The following is a 12,926-nucleotide window of genomic DNA, read 5'->3' on the forward strand; positions in this document are numbered from 1 at the left end:
TCTCGCCAGCACGCCGTTTCGACAGCACGCCATCTCACCACCTAACGCGTTAGCCGGTGAGAGCACTGTGCCCCACGCCGTCCGCACCACGCAACCGGTAAAACCGATAGCCGGTAGAATGGTGGGGCGTACGGAAGGAGTGAGGCGCATGCTGGAGCAGCCGGTCCCGGCCGTCCTGGTCGAAGCCTTCGCCAACACGGTCGACGTGGAGGAAGCGAGCGACGAGATCGCCACCGCCGCCGGGCTGTCCGCCTGGCTCGCCGGGCGCGGCCTGCTCGACGCCCCGGTGGAGCTCGCGGCGGACGCGCACGCCGACTATCTCGCCCTGCGCGCGGGCCTCCGGGAGGAGCTGGGCGCGCACGTGGGCGACACCCCCGACCCCGCGCTGCTCGCCGCCACCGAGCGGGTCCTCGCCGCGCACCCGGTGCTGGTCACCGCCCGGGGCGCGCTCATCACCGCCCCGGGCCTGCCGCCGGAGCGCCGGCCCCTGGCCGCCCTGGCCATCGCCTGGAACGAGCTGGTCACCACCGGCGACGCGGCCCGGCTCAAGCGCTGCGCGGAGCACACCTGCGCCTGGGCGTTCTGGGACGTCTCGAAGAACCGCAGCCGCCGCTGGTGCTCGATGAAGGTGTGCGGCAACCGCAACAAGTCCCGCACCTACGCCACCCGGAAGCGGCAGGGCGTCTGACGACGCGTCCGGCCGGGCTCATCAGGAATCGAGAAGCGGGTGGCGCCGGGGCGTCCCTAGCCTGCTGGACATGGACATCTCACCCGTACGAAGTACCCCGGGGAAGCGCCCGACGGACGTGGCGCGGCTGCGCCGCGTCCGCGACCTGATCGACCGGACCTACGCCGCGCCGCTGGACGTGGTGGCGCTCGCACGCGGGGCGGACATGGCCCCCGGCTGGCTCAGCCGGCGGTTCCGGACCGTCTACGGGCAGTCCCCGTACGCCTACCTGACGGCGCGTCGCGTGGACCGCGCGACGCTTCTGCTGCGGGGCGATCTCGGCGTCGACGCCGTGGGCGCGGCGGTCGGCTGCGCGACGCCGGGGATATTCACCGCCCGCTTCACCGAGCTGGTCGGCATGGCGCCGGAGCGCTTCCGCCGCCTGACGGAGGGCGGGGCGGACACCGCAGGCGCGGCGGTGGGGCCCGGCATCGAGGGGCTGCCGGCGTGCCTGGCGCAGCGGGTCGCGAGAGCGGTCAGGAATCAAGAAGCCCCGGCACCGGCCCGGCCCCTAACGTGAAGTTCATGAACACCACCACTGACACCAAGCCCGCCGCCTCGCTCTCCTCCGTCACCCTTGAGGTGGCCGACGTCGAGGAGGCCCGCCGCTTCTACGCCGCCTTCGGCGTGGACACGCACATCCGGCTGCGGGCCCGCGAGGCCCAGGACACCGGATTCCGCGGCTTCACCCTGGCGCTCACCGTGTCCGGGCCGGCCACCGTCGACGGCTTCGTCGCCGCCGCGGTCGACGCCGGAGCCACCGTGCTGAAGCCGGCCGCCAAGTCGCTGTGGGGGTACGGCGGCGTCGTACAGGCCCCGGACGGGACGATCTGGAAGATCGCGACCTCGTCCAAGAAGGACACCGGGCCCGCCACCCGCGAGATCGACGAGTTCGTGCTGCTGCTCGGCGTGCAGGACGTGAAGGCCACCAAGCAGTTCTACGTGGACCGGGGTCTGGCCGTCGGCAAGAGCTTCGGCGGGAAGTACGCCGAGTTCCAGCCCGGCGAATCCTCCGCCGTCAAGCTGGCCCTGTACAAGCGCCGCGCCCTCGCCAAGGACCTCGGCGTCCCGGACGACGCGGCCGGCTCCCACCGGATCGTCCTCGGCGGCACCGCCGGCGCCTTCACCGACCCGGACGGCTTCGCCTGGGAGCCCACCACCTCCGCCGACCACGCCTGACCCGCACGCCGCCCCGCTTTTCCCGTACGAGAGGACCCCTGCCATGCCGACGTCGAAGACCTCCGAGAACTACAGCGGATTCACCGCCGAGGAGCGGGCCGCGATGAAGGAGCACGCGCGCGAGGAGAAGAAGGCGGCCTCCCGGCGCGGCGCGTCCCGGGCCGAGAAGGAGGCGGCGGCGGAGCAGGACGTCCTCGCGAGGATCGCCGAGATGCAGGACGCCGACCGCGCCCTCGCCGAGCGCATCCACAAGATCATCAAGGAGGCCGCTCCGGAGCTGGCGCCGAGGCTCTGGTACGGCATGCCGGCGTACGCCAGGGACGGCAAGGTCGTCTGCCACTTCCAGAGCGCGGAGAAGTTCAAGTCGAGATACGCGACGCTCGGCTTCAGCGACCAGGCCGCGCTGGACGACGGCGCGATGTGGCCGGCCGCCTACGCGCTGACCGGGCTGACCGCGGCCGCCGAGGAGCAGATCACCGCGCTCGTCCGGAAGGCGGTGGGCTGAGGCCCACTCCCCTACGGCCCTCCCCTGCCGCTCCCTGCCGCAGGGGTTGACCGCGATGTGAGACTTGCGCCATGGACATGGGGCGCGAGTCGCGGTGGGAGAAGGACGCGATGACGGTGGAGATCATCTTCGCTCTGGTGACGGCCGCCGTGCTGGGGGCGGCCGTCTTCGCGGCCGTCTTCGCCGTCGCCCTGGCGTTCGGCGTCACCGGCCCGGCACGTGAACACACCCTGACCGGAGGTGCGCTGCTCGGCGCGGCGGCCGGGGTGTGGCGCGTGGTGCGGGTCCTGCGCCGGTTCGACGCGCGGCGCCGACAGGGTCACTGAGCCGCGGAGGCTTTCGGCCCGGGTCGCTGAGCCGCGGAGGCTTGCGCTGCGGCCTGGAGGCGCAGCCCGGCCAGGGTCAGGTCCAGCGCGGAGCGGAACTGGTCCACGTCGTCGTGACCGTCGAACTCGTCCACGATCTCGTGGACGAAGGGGTAGTCCTCCGGATCGAGCCCCCGCCAGGCCGTGGCGAACCGCCCGAGGTATTCGTCGCGGTTCACGGCGCCTTCGAGGATCTCCTCCGGCGGTTCCTGCCCCATGTCGACGGCGGAGCCGACCACGACCCCGACGACCGCGGAGACGGCGTGGAAACGCTGACGCGCGTCGAGCTTCAGGCGGAGCGTCTGCCGGCCCAGGGTCTCGTACACACGCAGGGAATTGCTCTGCACATCGGTGTTGCGCATGAAGTACGCGCCGAGCCAGGGCCTCTCCACGACCGCGTCGAACAGCGTCAGGGCCATGGCGCGCAGGTCGTCGATGGGGTCGTCGCTCTCCGGCAGCTTCTCGATCTCGGCGAGCACCGTGCCCATCACATGGTCGGTGGCGCGGTCGAGCAGCTCGTCCTTGCTCGCGACGTACCAGTAGATGCTGGCGACGCCGCCGCCCAGCCGCTGCGCGAGCGCGCGGAACGTCAGCGCGGGCGCACCGGCCTCGTCCAGCAGGGCCACCGCCTCGGTCAGCACGGACTCCATCGAGTGCGAAGCCCGGCGGCGTCCCCCGTCGGCCCGGCGCCGCTGCTGTGCCATGGCTTGCTCCTCTCGCTTTTTGCATCGTATCGAACGCTGTTCTATCGTAGCTCATCGTACGGCGTTCGATAGCCGAACGATGTTCGATCGAAAGGACCGCGCCATGACTACCGCCCCACCCGGAAACGGGTCCCGTTCCTATCCCTCGCTGCGTGCGGCGTGGATACCCCTGGCCGCCCTGTGCCTGGCCTTCTTCGTCGAGATGGTCGACAACACCCTGCTGTCGATCGCACTGCCCACGATCGGCCGCGACCTCGGCAGCGGCACGACCGCGTTGCAGTGGGTCACCGGTGCGTACTCGCTGACGTTCGGCGGCCTTCTGCTGACCGCCGGATCGATGGCGGACCGGCTCGGCCGCCGCCGGGTGCTGCTCATCGGGCTCACCGTGTTCGGGGCGCTCAGCCTGTGCGTCGCCCTCGTCTCCACCGCGGGCGAGCTGATCGCCCTGCGCGCCGCGCTCGGCGTTGCCGCCGCCGCGATGGCTCCGATCACGAACTCCCTGGTCTTCCGCCTGTTCGATGACAAGGCCCTGCGGATGCGCGCGATGACCGTGATGATCATCGTGGGCATGTCCGGCTTCGTGCTCGGCCCGCTGCTCGGCGGTACGGCGCTGGCGCACGTGCGCTGGGAGTGGCTGCTGCTCGTCAACGCCCCGATCGCGCTGATCGCGTGCATCGGCGTCCGGCTCGGCGTCCCGGCCGACCGCCCCGAGGACCTGACCAAGGACCGGCTCGACGTGCCGGGCGCGCTGCTGAGCGTCGCCGCCATCGGGCTCGCCTGCTACTCGCTGACCAGCGGTGTCGAGAACGGCTGGCTCTCCGGGATCACCCTGGGGTCGATCGCGGGCGCGGTCGCGGCCGCGTACGCCTTCGTCCGGCACGAGCGGCGCAGCTCGGCGCCCATGCTGGATCTCCGGGTCTTCTCGAACGGCACGGTGCGCGGGGCCACCCTCGCGCAGATCGGGACGTCGATCGCGATGGCCAGTGTGATGTTCGGGCTGATCCTGCACTTCCAGTACGCGTACGGGTGGAGCCCGGTCCGGGCCGGCCTGGCCAACCTGCCCATCATCGTGACGATGCTCATGGCCACCCCGCTGTCCGAGTGGCTCGCCCGCCGGTTCGGGCACCGCATCGCCTGCCTGGTGGGCGCGGCCTGCCTGGCGGGGTCGCTGGCCGGTCTCGCCTGGGGCGTCGAGCACGGATACGCCGTCATCGCGGTGTGCATGGTGCTGATGACCGTGGGGCTGCGCACTGTGATGACGATCTGCGCGGTGGCCCTCGTGGACGCGATGCCCAGCAACCGCACGTCGATCGCCGCCGCCCTGAACGACACCGCCCAGGAGGTCGGCTCCAGCGTCGGCACCGCGGTGGTCGGCACGCTGATCGCCGCACTGGTCACCACCTCGCTCCCCGCCGGGGTGTGGAGCGGCGACCTCGTCGCGTCCTTCTTCCACGGCGAACGGATCACCTACGCGCTGCTCGCCGTCGTCGTCGGCCTGATCGCGGCCGGTGGCGCGCTGAGCCTCACCGACTCGCACAGCGTCGAGGAACACCCGGTCGAGGAACACCCGGTCGAGGAACCCGTCTGATGTGCGCCCCGGCAGCGGAGCCCGTCGGTCCCGGGCTCAGCTGCCGGAGAGGCGGGGGGCCCGGCCGCGTATATGGCCGGGCCCTCCCTCATTCACCGGCGTCCGCCGAACTCCCAGTCGTGGACCTCGATGTCGGCGTACTGGTCCGTTGTGAGGACAGCGCGTGCCTCGTCCGGGCTCGCGGCCCTGAGCAGACAGGCCGTACCGAGCCATGTCCCGCCGTCGTCGGACAGCAGCGGCCCGTACGCGATCAGGTCGTCCTGCGCGGCCGGCGGGCCCGGGTCGGCTCCGGGGCCTTCGCCGAAGCCGATCACCAGGTAGCGGTTGCCGCCGCCTTCCGAACCCCCGGGAAAGTCCCACATGGTGCGGCCCAGCACGTTGCGCCAACGACGTATCAGCACGTCCCGATAGGCGCCTGCCTGGTAGTTGGGCTCATCGAAGGCGAACGCCCGGGCGGTGGCCGCATCGGGGAGGTCCACGATGTGCACGCTTCCGGTGGGCGTCTCACCGTCTGCGGCGAAGGTCGGGCCCCGGGCGATCAGCTCCTTCGCGTACCGGTCCATGTAGGACCAGTGCTCCTCCAGCAACTCTTCGCGCAGAGCGAGGGAGCCCGGCCGGTCTCGGTGGTAGCAGAAGTACTCCATGGCCACAGACCCTTCCGCGTCGACGGCGCCCGCTCAACCGGTTTCGGGCTCCCGGTGCGCGGTACCTGCGGGTCGGCCCCGGAACACCGGCCGTGCTACTGGGGTCCGACGGCCGGGTTGGCTCCCCGGTATGACGCCGTCGGTGCGGCCGTGCCCCTACCGTCCGGTCATCGCACCGAACCCGAGAAGGTGGCTCCCCATGGCACTCGCACCCGACGCCCTCCCCGCACGCCGCCGTCCACTGCCCCGGCAGGCGGCCCGGCTCCTGGCCCATGCGCTGCTGGCCCTGCCCGCCACCGTCCTCGTGCTGCTTCTGGCCCTGACCGGCCAGGCATCCACCGCCGGCCGGCTCCAGGGGCGCCTCGCGTCCCTCGGCGGGCTGACCGCGTCCCCGTCGGCCCCGGACCGCTTCCGGGCCGTCGTCGGCCGGGCCCTCCGCGGCCTCCCGGCGAACGCCCTCGCCTTCGCGCTGGCCGCCCCCTCCGTGACCCTTCTCCTCACCCGTGGCCTGCTGTACCCGCTGGCGACGGCGGGCGAGGACACCGCCAACGCCTGGGGCGGCCCCACCCCGGCAGGCGCCTGGGCAGCCCACTTCGCGATCGCCCTGGCCATGGTCACGGCGGTAGCGGCCCTCCTCACCACCACCCGCCGCCCGCACCGCTGGTAGCCGACGAGAACCGCTCCCGTCCGTCGGCGTCAGCCGGTCGCGCCGTCGACCACCCCGGACAGCGCGTCGGCGGACTCCGGGGTGAGCCGGTAGAAGCCCTGAAGGCTGATCGAGTTCTCGAGGCGGCCGTCCACCACGTACTTCAGGACACGCGTCCGGCCTCGCCGGTTCTGCCAGGTCAGCTGCGGGAGCAGGTCCCCGGGGACCTGCACGTCGAAGCGTACGGGGGTCGACGCCACGTGCACCGCCTCGGCGCCGCAGCCCTCGGCGCCGAGCATCGACCAGTCGTCGTGGCCCGGATGAGCGGGGTCCTCCCATGTGGCGGGAGGCGTGCCGCAGCAGTCACCCCGGACCCTGTCGACCACGCGCAACCGGCTCACTACGTAGACCTGGCGCTGGCTGACGTGCACCGCGTACACCGTGTCCCCGGCGCTCGCGCCCGCCCACCTGGGCAAGGAGGAGTGCACGCCACTGAAGACAACCGGCGGCCGCTCGCCCACCCGGCCCGCCTTGCGCAGGGCCCGGCACACATCATGGGTCCACAGGACCGTAAAGGCATCAGACATGGCGTGATCGTACGGACGGAGACTGACATCGACGGCCGCGGTCGTGCCAGGGTGAACGGCATGGACTGGCAGGCCGAAAGCCCGGAACTCTGGACGTTCCTCGGGTCGCTGCACGACGGCGAGATCCTCACCGGCACCGTCGCGGCGATCGAGAGGTTCGGGGTCTTCGTGGCACTGGACGAGGGCCCGGGACATCCCATATTCCCCGGCGTCGGGTTCCTCACCATGCCCGAGCTGTCATGGCGACACTTCAACGATCCGGAGGAGGTCGTGCGGATCGGACAGCGCGTCACGTGCGAGTTCATCGGCTTCGACACCCACAACGCGGAGGCCAGGCTGTCCCTGCGCGCCCTGCAACCCGATCCGCTTGAGGCCTTCGCCTACCGCACCGAAGTCGGCCACATACTGCGCGGGACGGTGGACGCGGTGTGCTCCATCGGCGTATTCGTCGATGTAGGGGACGGGATCGTCGGGCTGGTGCCGTTCAGGGAGCATCTCCGTCTCACCGAAGTTCCCGGTCTGCTCCCGGTAGGCCGGTCGGATGGCTTCGAGGTCGGTGCGGACATCACCATCGTCGTACTGGACATCGACCTGTCGCACAGACGCCTGCTGTTCGCCCGGGCGGACACCCGCCGGCAAGCACGTGTCGTACTGCCCGGTCAGGAAGCCGGCCCTTGACCGCCGGTGCTCGGCCGCCGATGAGTTTTCGGGGGATCGGCAGTCGTTACTGGGGCACGCACAGGATCGTGAAGGGACTGTCCGATGACTGGCCTCATGGTGGACTTCATCATTTCGCTCGACGGATACGCGTCCGCCGAGGGCTGGCCCGGGTTCTGGGGGATGGAGGGGCCCGAATACCTCGCGTGGATCGACAGTGAGGGCGAGAAGCGGCACGTCACCCTGATGGGGGCCACGACCTACCGGCTCATGTCCGGGTTCGCCGCGCAGATGCCCGATGACCCCGGGTTCGCCGAGCTGAACGCGATGCCCAAGGTCGTGTTCTCGTCCACGCTGGAACCGCCTCTCGCCTGGAAGAACACCGAGCTCGTCAGAGGGGACGCCGTCGAGGCCGTGCGGGAGATGAAGCGGACCGGGACGCGTCCGCTGCGTACGCTCGGCAGCCTCAGTCTGTGCAGGGCGCTGCTCGTGGCCGGTCTCGTGGACCGCTTCCGGGTCGTCGTCTTCCCGGTCATCACCGGCGCCACCGGGCGGGAAAGGATCTTCGACGCGTACCCCGATATCCGCCTCGATCTGGTCGGGAGCCGCACCTTCGACGGCCGGCTCCAGCTGCTGGAGTACGCCCCCACCATTCTCGACGGGCCGCCCGGCGAGGACGGAGAAGGTTCTGGTCAGGCGTCCTGAGGCCGTGCCGGAGCGGTGGCGTCCGCGTCCACGGCTTCCACGGCTTCCACGGCTTCCACGGTGAACGTCTCGCCGGCGGCCGGTACGCCGACTCCGTGCCAGGTGAAGGGAATTCCGCGCGCCGTCTCCAGGTCGGGTCCGTCCATCAGCTGGAAGTGCACATGGGGCTCGGTCGAGTTGCCCGAGTTGCCGCAGTGGGCCAGCAAGTGGCCGGGCTCGACCTCGTCGCCCGGCCGGACGCGCAGGGAGCCGCGCCGGACGTGCGCGTACATGGCGTGTGTTCCGTCGCCCAGGTCGAGGACCATGTGGTTGCCGACGATGCGACGGCTGCCGCCTATGGTCCGGCCGACGCCCTCGACCAGCCAGAAGTACAGGACCCCGGCGAGCGAGCTGCGGCTCAGGTGGTCGCGCTGGCCGTCCTCCGCGTGCACGACGGTGGCGCCCGCGACCGCGTACAAGGGGGCGCCGAAGGCGGGATAGTCCCGGTTGCGCCGGGCGACGGGCCAGAACCAGACGGGGGCGGGGCGCGCGGGTCCGTCCGCCGGCTCGGCCACGATGTCGATGGCGTAGGTCTGCGCCAGGCTGTGCGTTCCGTGGCTCGGGACCTTGTCGGCGGGGCTGTTGAGCGCGGACCAGCGGCCGGTCACCGGGGGCGCCACCGCGACGTGTGGCGGGGGCGCGGTCTCGATCCGATGGCGGGCGGAGCGGGCCGTCACCAGGCCGATTCCCATCGCACCGAGGGCCGGGAGCCAGCTCAGCCAGTAGTTGTACGGCAGCTCCACGAAGAATCCGACGACGATCTGGGCGAAGAAGACCACCCACAGCGCGTACTGGACCTTCGCGGCGATCTTCCGTCGGTCCACGGACATGTACTCCCCCTTGTGCGTCATCGGTGTACGCGATCGGCGTACGCGATCGGTCAGGTCATGGGGCGTGCGGCGGTGAGCACCACCAGGAGTGGCACGACTCGCCCCGCCGGTATCTCGTAGCGGCCGCGCTCCGGGGAGTGCAGCCAGCCGGCGCCCGTCAGCTGACGCAGATGGTGGTAGACCTGGCCGGTCGTCCCGACACCGTCGAGCGCGGCCAGTTCGGCCGCGGTGCGCAGGCCGCCCAGGACCTCGCGCAGCAGCGTCAGCCGTACGGGATGGCCGAGCGCGGCGAACGACGTGGCCGCCTCCGACCAGTCGTCGTCCAGCACCGTCCCGACCGGCAGCCCGTACTGCCATTCGTAGCGATGCCCGGTCGGTACGCGCACCGCGCCGGTGAACAGCACGGCGCCGTCCGCCTCCTCCGTCACCGGATGCCGCGCCTTCAGCGCGTCGAGCGCCCAGAAGTCGGCCTGCGCCACGGGGGGCGCGGGCGCGGCGGGGGCCGCCTGCACCAGCTCGGCCAGGCGTCGTTCGAGCTCGGTGACACGCTCCTCCAGGTCCATACATCGAGATTACGTAATTACGGAGTTACACGCAAGGGTGAATTTACACCATGAGTCACGCAGGCTTAATTGCGCAGCCCAAGCTGCGCACATTAGGCTGCACGCATGAACGAGACCGAGCAGACCGTCTCCGAGACGGCCGCACGCGCGGCGCACGAGATCCGCGTGGTGTACAGCCGGCTGCGGCGGCGCATGCGGGAGACGTACGACCGCGGTGAGCTCACGCCCTCCCAGACCTCCCTCCTCAGCCGGCTCGACAAGGACGGCGAGGCGTCGGTGGTCGATCTGGCCGCCGCCGAGGGCGTACGGCACCAGTCGGTGGCGAGCACCGTCGGCACTCTGGTCGAACGTGGTCTGGTCAGCCGTCGTCCGGACCCGGAGGACGGCCGCCGGCAGCTGGTGTACGTGACCGACAGCGGGCACACCTTCCTGGAGGACCGCCGTCGCGCCGGGGAGGGCTGGCTCGCCCGGGCCCTTGAGGAGCAGTGCACGGAGGAGGAACGGCGCGAGCTGCTGGCCGCGATGACCGTCCTGGAGCGGATCGTCCGGTCGTGAGTACGGGAATGACGCGCGCCCTGAAACGGTGGCGCCCCGGGCGGGACAAGGACTCGGCGCAGGGCTTCGACCGGCGGCTGCTCGCCCCGATGATGACGGGGGCCGCCCTCAACCCGGTCAACTCCTCCATCATCTCGGTCTCCCTCGTCCCGATCGGGGCGGCCTTCGGCGCTCCGCCCTCCCAGACGGCGTGGCTGATCTCCGCCCTGTATCTGGCGACCGCGATAGGCCAGCCGGTGATGGGCCGGCTGATCGACCTGTTCGGGCCCCGGCGCCTGTTCCTGGCCGGGACGGCGCTGACCGGGATCGCGGGGGTCGTCGGCATGCTGGCGCCCGGCCTCGGCATGCTCGTCGCCGCGCGGGTGCTGCTCGGATTCGGCACCTGCTCCGGCTATCCGGCCGCCATGTACCTGATCCGCAGCGAGGCCCGGCGCACGGGCGAGAAGAGCCCCGCCGGGGTGCTGACCGCGCTCGCGATCACGACCCAGACCATTGCCGTGGTCGGCCCGAGCGTCGGCGGACTGCTCGTCGGCGTCGGCGGCTGGCGCGCCACCCTGGCCGTCAACATCCCGCTGGCGCTGCTCGGCCTGTACCTCGGGGCGCGCCGCATCCCGGCGCTCCCCGGGACGGCCCGCACGGACGGCCGCTCCTGGGTGCGGAGCCTGGATCTGCCGGGGATGGGGCTGTTCGCCGTGGCGCTGTCGTGCCTGCTGCTGTTCCTGATGGACATCGGCAGCGGCGCCTGGTGGCTGCTGGTGCTCACCCTCGCGGCCGGTGCCGGATTCACCTGGCGCGAGCTGCGCGCCGGGGAGCCGTTCATCGACGTACGCGTCCTCGGCGGGAATCTGCCGCTGGTCGCCACGTACGGCCGCGCCCTGCTCTGTTACGTCGTCACCTACGCCTTCCTGTACGGGTTCACCCAGTGGACCGAGCAGGGGCGCGGGCTGTCCGCCTCGCAGGCAGGGCTGGTCCAACTGCCCCTGTTCGCCACGGGGATCGCCGTCTCCGCCCTCACCGGACGGCGCCAGGCCGTGCGCGGGAAGCTCCTGGTGGGTGCGGCCGGGCAGATCGTGGCGTGTGCGCTGCTGCTCCTCCTGCACGACGACAGCCCGGTGTGGATGCTGCTGGCCGTCGTGGTCGTCCTCGGTGTGCCGCAGGGGCTGAACGGCCTCGCCCTTCAGAACGCGGTCTACCACCAGTCCGACGCCGAGCGCATCGGCTCGTCCGCCGGGCTGCTGCGCACGTTCGGCTACCTCGGCGCGATCACCGCGTCGGCCGCGAACGGCGCCTTCTTCGGGCAGCGCGCCGACACCGGCGGGCTGCACCACCTGGCCTGGTTCATGCTCGCCACCAGCGTCCTGTTCCTGGTGGTGACCGTCGCCGACCGCTCGCTGCGCCGCATCGGCGAGAGCGCCAAGAGCGACTCCCAGAACGACTCCCAGAACGATGAGGAAAACCCATGACCCGCCCCGCCCTGCTCGTGATGGACCTCCAGAAGGCCATCGTCGGCCGCGTCCCCGATCTCGACCCCGGCTTCACGCCGAGGCTCGCCAGGGCCGTCGCCGCGGCCCGCCGGGCCGATGTGCCCGTGGTGTACGTCGTCGTCGGCTTCCGGCCTGGCCGCCCCGAGGCCCAGTCCAGCCCGCTCTTCGGGACCCTGCCCGAGGGGGCCTTCACCGGGGCCGACCCGGGGGCGGAGATCCACCCCGACCTCGCGCCACTCGCCGGTGAGGCCGTCGTCACCAAGAAGCGGGTCAGCGCCTTCACGGGCAGCGACCTCGATCTCGTCCTGCGCGGGGCGGGCGTCGACCACCTGGTCCTGGCCGGGCTTTCGACGAGCGGCGTCGTGCTGTCCACGCTCCGCCAGGCGGCCGACCTCGACTTCCGGCTCACCGTCCTGGCCGACGGCTGCGCCGACCGCGACCCGGAGGTGCACCGGGTGCTCACCGAGAAGGTGTTCCCGAACCAGAGCGCGGTCACGACGGTGGACGCCTGGATCACGGGCCTGGGCTGACCCCCTCCGCGCCGACCGGCTCCACGGCGTCCAGATCGTCGGCGTAGTGCTCGATCGCCCGCCGGTACTGGCGCACCCCGGGGTCGTCGGAGGCGGTGGCCAGCGTCTTCAGGAGCAGCCCCACCGCCTCGCGGCCCTCGCCGCGGTTGTACAACGCCATGGCCAGGAACGCCTGGAGCACCGCATCCTCCGGGAACGCGTCGAGCCCGCGCCGCAGTGTCCGCGCGGCCTCCTCGTAACGCCCCAGGACCCGGTAGGTGCTCCCGAGCCCGAGGAACACCCCGTGCCGGTCCTCGCGGGCAAGCCCCTCCCCCGCCAACGCTCGCTCGTAGAACGGCACGGCCTCCGCCTCCAGGCCGAGGACGTCGTGCGCCCAGGCGGTCTGGTAGGCGATCACGGCGTCCTCCGGATACCGCCGCGCCAGCTCCAGCAACCGCTCCCGGGCGGCCCCGGCCTCCCCCTGCTCCCGCAGCCGCACGGCGCGCGCCAGGGCGAGGTCCCTCTCACGGTCATCGCTCATGCGGCCCCACGTTGGCACACAGGGACATCGCCCGCACCACCCGCCCCCTGCCACGCTGTGCGAGTTGCCGCATGCGGACCGTTACCCGCACCATGGGA

General features: G+C 71.7%; 18 protein-coding genes. 12 read left to right on the forward strand and 6 right to left on the reverse strand.

Annotated elements, in window-relative coordinates; translation table 11 throughout:
* Nucleotides 1-148 precede the first annotated feature (148 nt).
* The 5 genes from ACIQZN_RS09870 to ACIQZN_RS09890 all read left to right on the forward strand — a co-directional run bounded on the left by ACIQZN_RS09870 (nt 149) and on the right by ACIQZN_RS09890 (nt 2,737).
* Nucleotides 149-688, forward strand: a complete 540-nt coding sequence (locus ACIQZN_RS09870) for a CGNR zinc finger domain-containing protein (protein ID WP_403990099.1) — start codon at nt 149-151, stop codon at nt 686-688.
* Between the two features lie 70 nt (nt 689-758).
* The gene (locus tag ACIQZN_RS09875; protein WP_403990101.1) at nt 759-1,247 is read left to right on the forward strand and encodes a helix-turn-helix transcriptional regulator; all 489 of its coding nucleotides are present in this window, start codon (nt 759-761) and stop codon (nt 1,245-1,247) included.
* 5 nt (nt 1,248-1,252) lie between these two features.
* Entirely contained in the window at nt 1,253-1,906 is a 654-nt protein-coding gene (locus ACIQZN_RS09880; protein ID WP_403990103.1) for a glyoxalase, read from the forward strand.
* A 43-nt stretch (nt 1,907-1,949) separates the two neighbouring features.
* Complete coding sequence (locus ACIQZN_RS09885; protein WP_403990105.1) at nt 1,950-2,411, forward strand: iron chaperone; 462 nt, start codon at nt 1,950-1,952, stop codon at nt 2,409-2,411.
* Nucleotides 2,412-2,482: 71 nt separating this feature from the next.
* Nucleotides 2,483-2,737, forward strand: coding sequence for a DUF6332 family protein (locus ACIQZN_RS09890; RefSeq protein ID WP_403990107.1), 255 nt, complete (start codon nt 2,483-2,485; stop codon nt 2,735-2,737).
* Here the strand turns inward: ACIQZN_RS09890 and ACIQZN_RS09895 are convergent.
* On the reverse strand, nt 2,731-3,426 hold the full coding sequence (locus ACIQZN_RS09895; RefSeq protein ID WP_403990848.1) for a TetR/AcrR family transcriptional regulator: 696 nt from the start codon (nt 3,424-3,426) through the stop codon (nt 2,731-2,733). The genes ACIQZN_RS09890 and ACIQZN_RS09895 overlap by 7 nt on opposite strands.
* Nucleotides 3,427-3,583: 157 nt before the next feature.
* Between ACIQZN_RS09895 and ACIQZN_RS09900 the strand changes: the two genes are divergently transcribed.
* Nucleotides 3,584-5,068, forward strand: coding sequence for an MFS transporter (locus ACIQZN_RS09900; protein ID WP_403990109.1), 1,485 nt, complete (start codon nt 3,584-3,586; stop codon nt 5,066-5,068).
* Nucleotides 5,069-5,160: 92 nt separating this feature from the next.
* On the opposite strand, the gene ACIQZN_RS09905 is transcribed toward ACIQZN_RS09900, so the two are convergent.
* Nucleotides 5,161-5,712 carry a YciI family protein gene (locus ACIQZN_RS09905; protein ID WP_403990111.1) on the reverse strand — a complete coding sequence of 184 codons (552 nt, stop codon included), beginning with the start codon at nt 5,710-5,712 and terminating at the stop codon, nt 5,161-5,163.
* A 199-nt stretch (nt 5,713-5,911) separates the two neighbouring features.
* Here ACIQZN_RS09905 and ACIQZN_RS09910 point away from each other — a divergent pair, with 199 nt between their 5' ends.
* Complete coding sequence (locus ACIQZN_RS09910) at nt 5,912-6,379, forward strand: hypothetical protein (RefSeq protein ID WP_403990113.1); 468 nt, start codon at nt 5,912-5,914, stop codon at nt 6,377-6,379.
* A 29-nt stretch (nt 6,380-6,408) separates the two neighbouring features.
* On the opposite strand, the gene ACIQZN_RS09915 is transcribed toward ACIQZN_RS09910, so the two are convergent.
* Complete coding sequence (locus tag ACIQZN_RS09915) at nt 6,409-6,945, reverse strand: hypothetical protein (protein ID WP_403990115.1); 537 nt, start codon at nt 6,943-6,945, stop codon at nt 6,409-6,411.
* A 60-nt stretch (nt 6,946-7,005) separates the two neighbouring features.
* Here ACIQZN_RS09915 and ACIQZN_RS09920 point away from each other — a divergent pair, with 60 nt between their 5' ends.
* Nucleotides 7,006-7,623, forward strand: a complete 618-nt coding sequence (locus ACIQZN_RS09920) for a S1 RNA-binding domain-containing protein (protein ID WP_403990117.1) — start codon at nt 7,006-7,008, stop codon at nt 7,621-7,623.
* An 84-nt stretch (nt 7,624-7,707) separates the two neighbouring features.
* Complete coding sequence (locus ACIQZN_RS09925; protein ID WP_403990119.1) at nt 7,708-8,307, forward strand: dihydrofolate reductase family protein; 600 nt, start codon at nt 7,708-7,710, stop codon at nt 8,305-8,307.
* Here the strand turns inward: ACIQZN_RS09925 and ACIQZN_RS09930 are convergent.
* Both ACIQZN_RS09930 and ACIQZN_RS09935 read right to left on the reverse strand, forming a co-directional pair.
* Nucleotides 8,295-9,176, reverse strand: a complete 882-nt coding sequence (locus ACIQZN_RS09930) for a M23 family metallopeptidase (RefSeq protein WP_403990121.1) — start codon at nt 9,174-9,176, stop codon at nt 8,295-8,297. The two genes, ACIQZN_RS09925 and ACIQZN_RS09930, sit on opposite strands and share 13 nt — an antisense overlap.
* 50 nt (nt 9,177-9,226) lie before the next feature.
* Nucleotides 9,227-9,739: an ArsR/SmtB family transcription factor gene (locus tag ACIQZN_RS09935; protein WP_403990123.1), complete on the reverse strand. Its 513-nt coding sequence runs from the start codon at nt 9,737-9,739 to the stop codon at nt 9,227-9,229.
* A 105-nt stretch (nt 9,740-9,844) separates the two neighbouring features.
* On the opposite strand from ACIQZN_RS09935, the gene ACIQZN_RS09940 reads away from it, so the two are divergent.
* Genes ACIQZN_RS09940 through ACIQZN_RS09950 form a run of 3 tightly spaced genes read left to right on the forward strand, consistent with a single transcriptional unit; the run spans nt 9,845 to nt 12,308 of the window.
* Nucleotides 9,845-10,294, forward strand: a complete 450-nt coding sequence (locus ACIQZN_RS09940) for a MarR family winged helix-turn-helix transcriptional regulator (RefSeq protein WP_403990125.1) — start codon at nt 9,845-9,847, stop codon at nt 10,292-10,294.
* 8 nt (nt 10,295-10,302) lie between these two features.
* Nucleotides 10,303-11,757, forward strand: a complete 1,455-nt coding sequence (locus tag ACIQZN_RS09945) for an MFS transporter (RefSeq protein ID WP_403990851.1) — start codon at nt 10,303-10,305, stop codon at nt 11,755-11,757.
* The gene (locus ACIQZN_RS09950; protein WP_403990127.1) at nt 11,754-12,308 is read left to right on the forward strand and encodes a cysteine hydrolase family protein; all 555 of its coding nucleotides are present in this window, start codon (nt 11,754-11,756) and stop codon (nt 12,306-12,308) included. Before ACIQZN_RS09945 ends, ACIQZN_RS09950 begins: the two co-directional genes overlap by 4 nt.
* Here ACIQZN_RS09950 and ACIQZN_RS09955 read toward each other — a convergent pair.
* Complete coding sequence (locus ACIQZN_RS09955; protein WP_403990129.1) at nt 12,292-12,828, reverse strand: tetratricopeptide repeat protein; 537 nt, start codon at nt 12,826-12,828, stop codon at nt 12,292-12,294. The genes ACIQZN_RS09950 and ACIQZN_RS09955 overlap by 17 nt on opposite strands.
* Nucleotides 12,829-12,926 lie beyond the last annotated feature (98 nt).

Source organism: Streptomyces sp. NPDC097595 (assembly GCF_044761525.1).
Taxonomy (GTDB): domain Bacteria; phylum Actinomycetota; class Actinomycetes; order Streptomycetales; family Streptomycetaceae; genus Streptomyces; species Streptomyces drozdowiczii_A.

Coding starts and splice junctions, on each gene's coding strand:
- ACIQZN_RS09870 (WP_403990099.1), top strand. CDS start 149: ATGCTGGAGCAGCCGGTCCCGGCCGTCCTGGTCGAAGCCTTCGCCAAC.
- ACIQZN_RS09880 (WP_403990103.1), top strand. CDS start 1,253: ATGAACACCACCACTGACACCAAGCCCGCCGCCTCGCTCTCCTCCGTC.
- ACIQZN_RS09955 (WP_403990129.1), bottom strand. CDS start 12,828: ATGAGCGATGACCGTGAGAGGGACCTCGCCCTGGCGCGCGCCGTGCGG.
- ACIQZN_RS09885 (WP_403990105.1), top strand. CDS start 1,950: ATGCCGACGTCGAAGACCTCCGAGAACTACAGCGGATTCACCGCCGAG.
- ACIQZN_RS09905 (WP_403990111.1), bottom strand. CDS start 5,712: ATGGAGTACTTCTGCTACCACCGAGACCGGCCGGGCTCCCTCGCTCTG.
- ACIQZN_RS09945 (WP_403990851.1), top strand. CDS start 10,303: ATGACGCGCGCCCTGAAACGGTGGCGCCCCGGGCGGGACAAGGACTCG.
- ACIQZN_RS09930 (WP_403990121.1), bottom strand. CDS start 9,176: ATGTCCGTGGACCGACGGAAGATCGCCGCGAAGGTCCAGTACGCGCTG.
- ACIQZN_RS09900 (WP_403990109.1), top strand. CDS start 3,584: ATGACTACCGCCCCACCCGGAAACGGGTCCCGTTCCTATCCCTCGCTG.
- ACIQZN_RS09910 (WP_403990113.1), top strand. CDS start 5,912: ATGGCACTCGCACCCGACGCCCTCCCCGCACGCCGCCGTCCACTGCCC.
- ACIQZN_RS09875 (WP_403990101.1), top strand. CDS start 759: ATGGACATCTCACCCGTACGAAGTACCCCGGGGAAGCGCCCGACGGAC.
- ACIQZN_RS09935 (WP_403990123.1), bottom strand. CDS start 9,739: ATGGACCTGGAGGAGCGTGTCACCGAGCTCGAACGACGCCTGGCCGAG.
- ACIQZN_RS09915 (WP_403990115.1), bottom strand. CDS start 6,945: ATGTCTGATGCCTTTACGGTCCTGTGGACCCATGATGTGTGCCGGGCC.
- ACIQZN_RS09890 (WP_403990107.1), top strand. CDS start 2,483: ATGGACATGGGGCGCGAGTCGCGGTGGGAGAAGGACGCGATGACGGTG.
- ACIQZN_RS09950 (WP_403990127.1), top strand. CDS start 11,754: ATGACCCGCCCCGCCCTGCTCGTGATGGACCTCCAGAAGGCCATCGTC.
- ACIQZN_RS09895 (WP_403990848.1), bottom strand. CDS start 3,426: ATGGAGTCCGTGCTGACCGAGGCGGTGGCCCTGCTGGACGAGGCCGGT.
- ACIQZN_RS09920 (WP_403990117.1), top strand. CDS start 7,006: ATGGACTGGCAGGCCGAAAGCCCGGAACTCTGGACGTTCCTCGGGTCG.
- ACIQZN_RS09940 (WP_403990125.1), top strand. CDS start 9,845: ATGAACGAGACCGAGCAGACCGTCTCCGAGACGGCCGCACGCGCGGCG.
- ACIQZN_RS09925 (WP_403990119.1), top strand. CDS start 7,708: ATGACTGGCCTCATGGTGGACTTCATCATTTCGCTCGACGGATACGCG.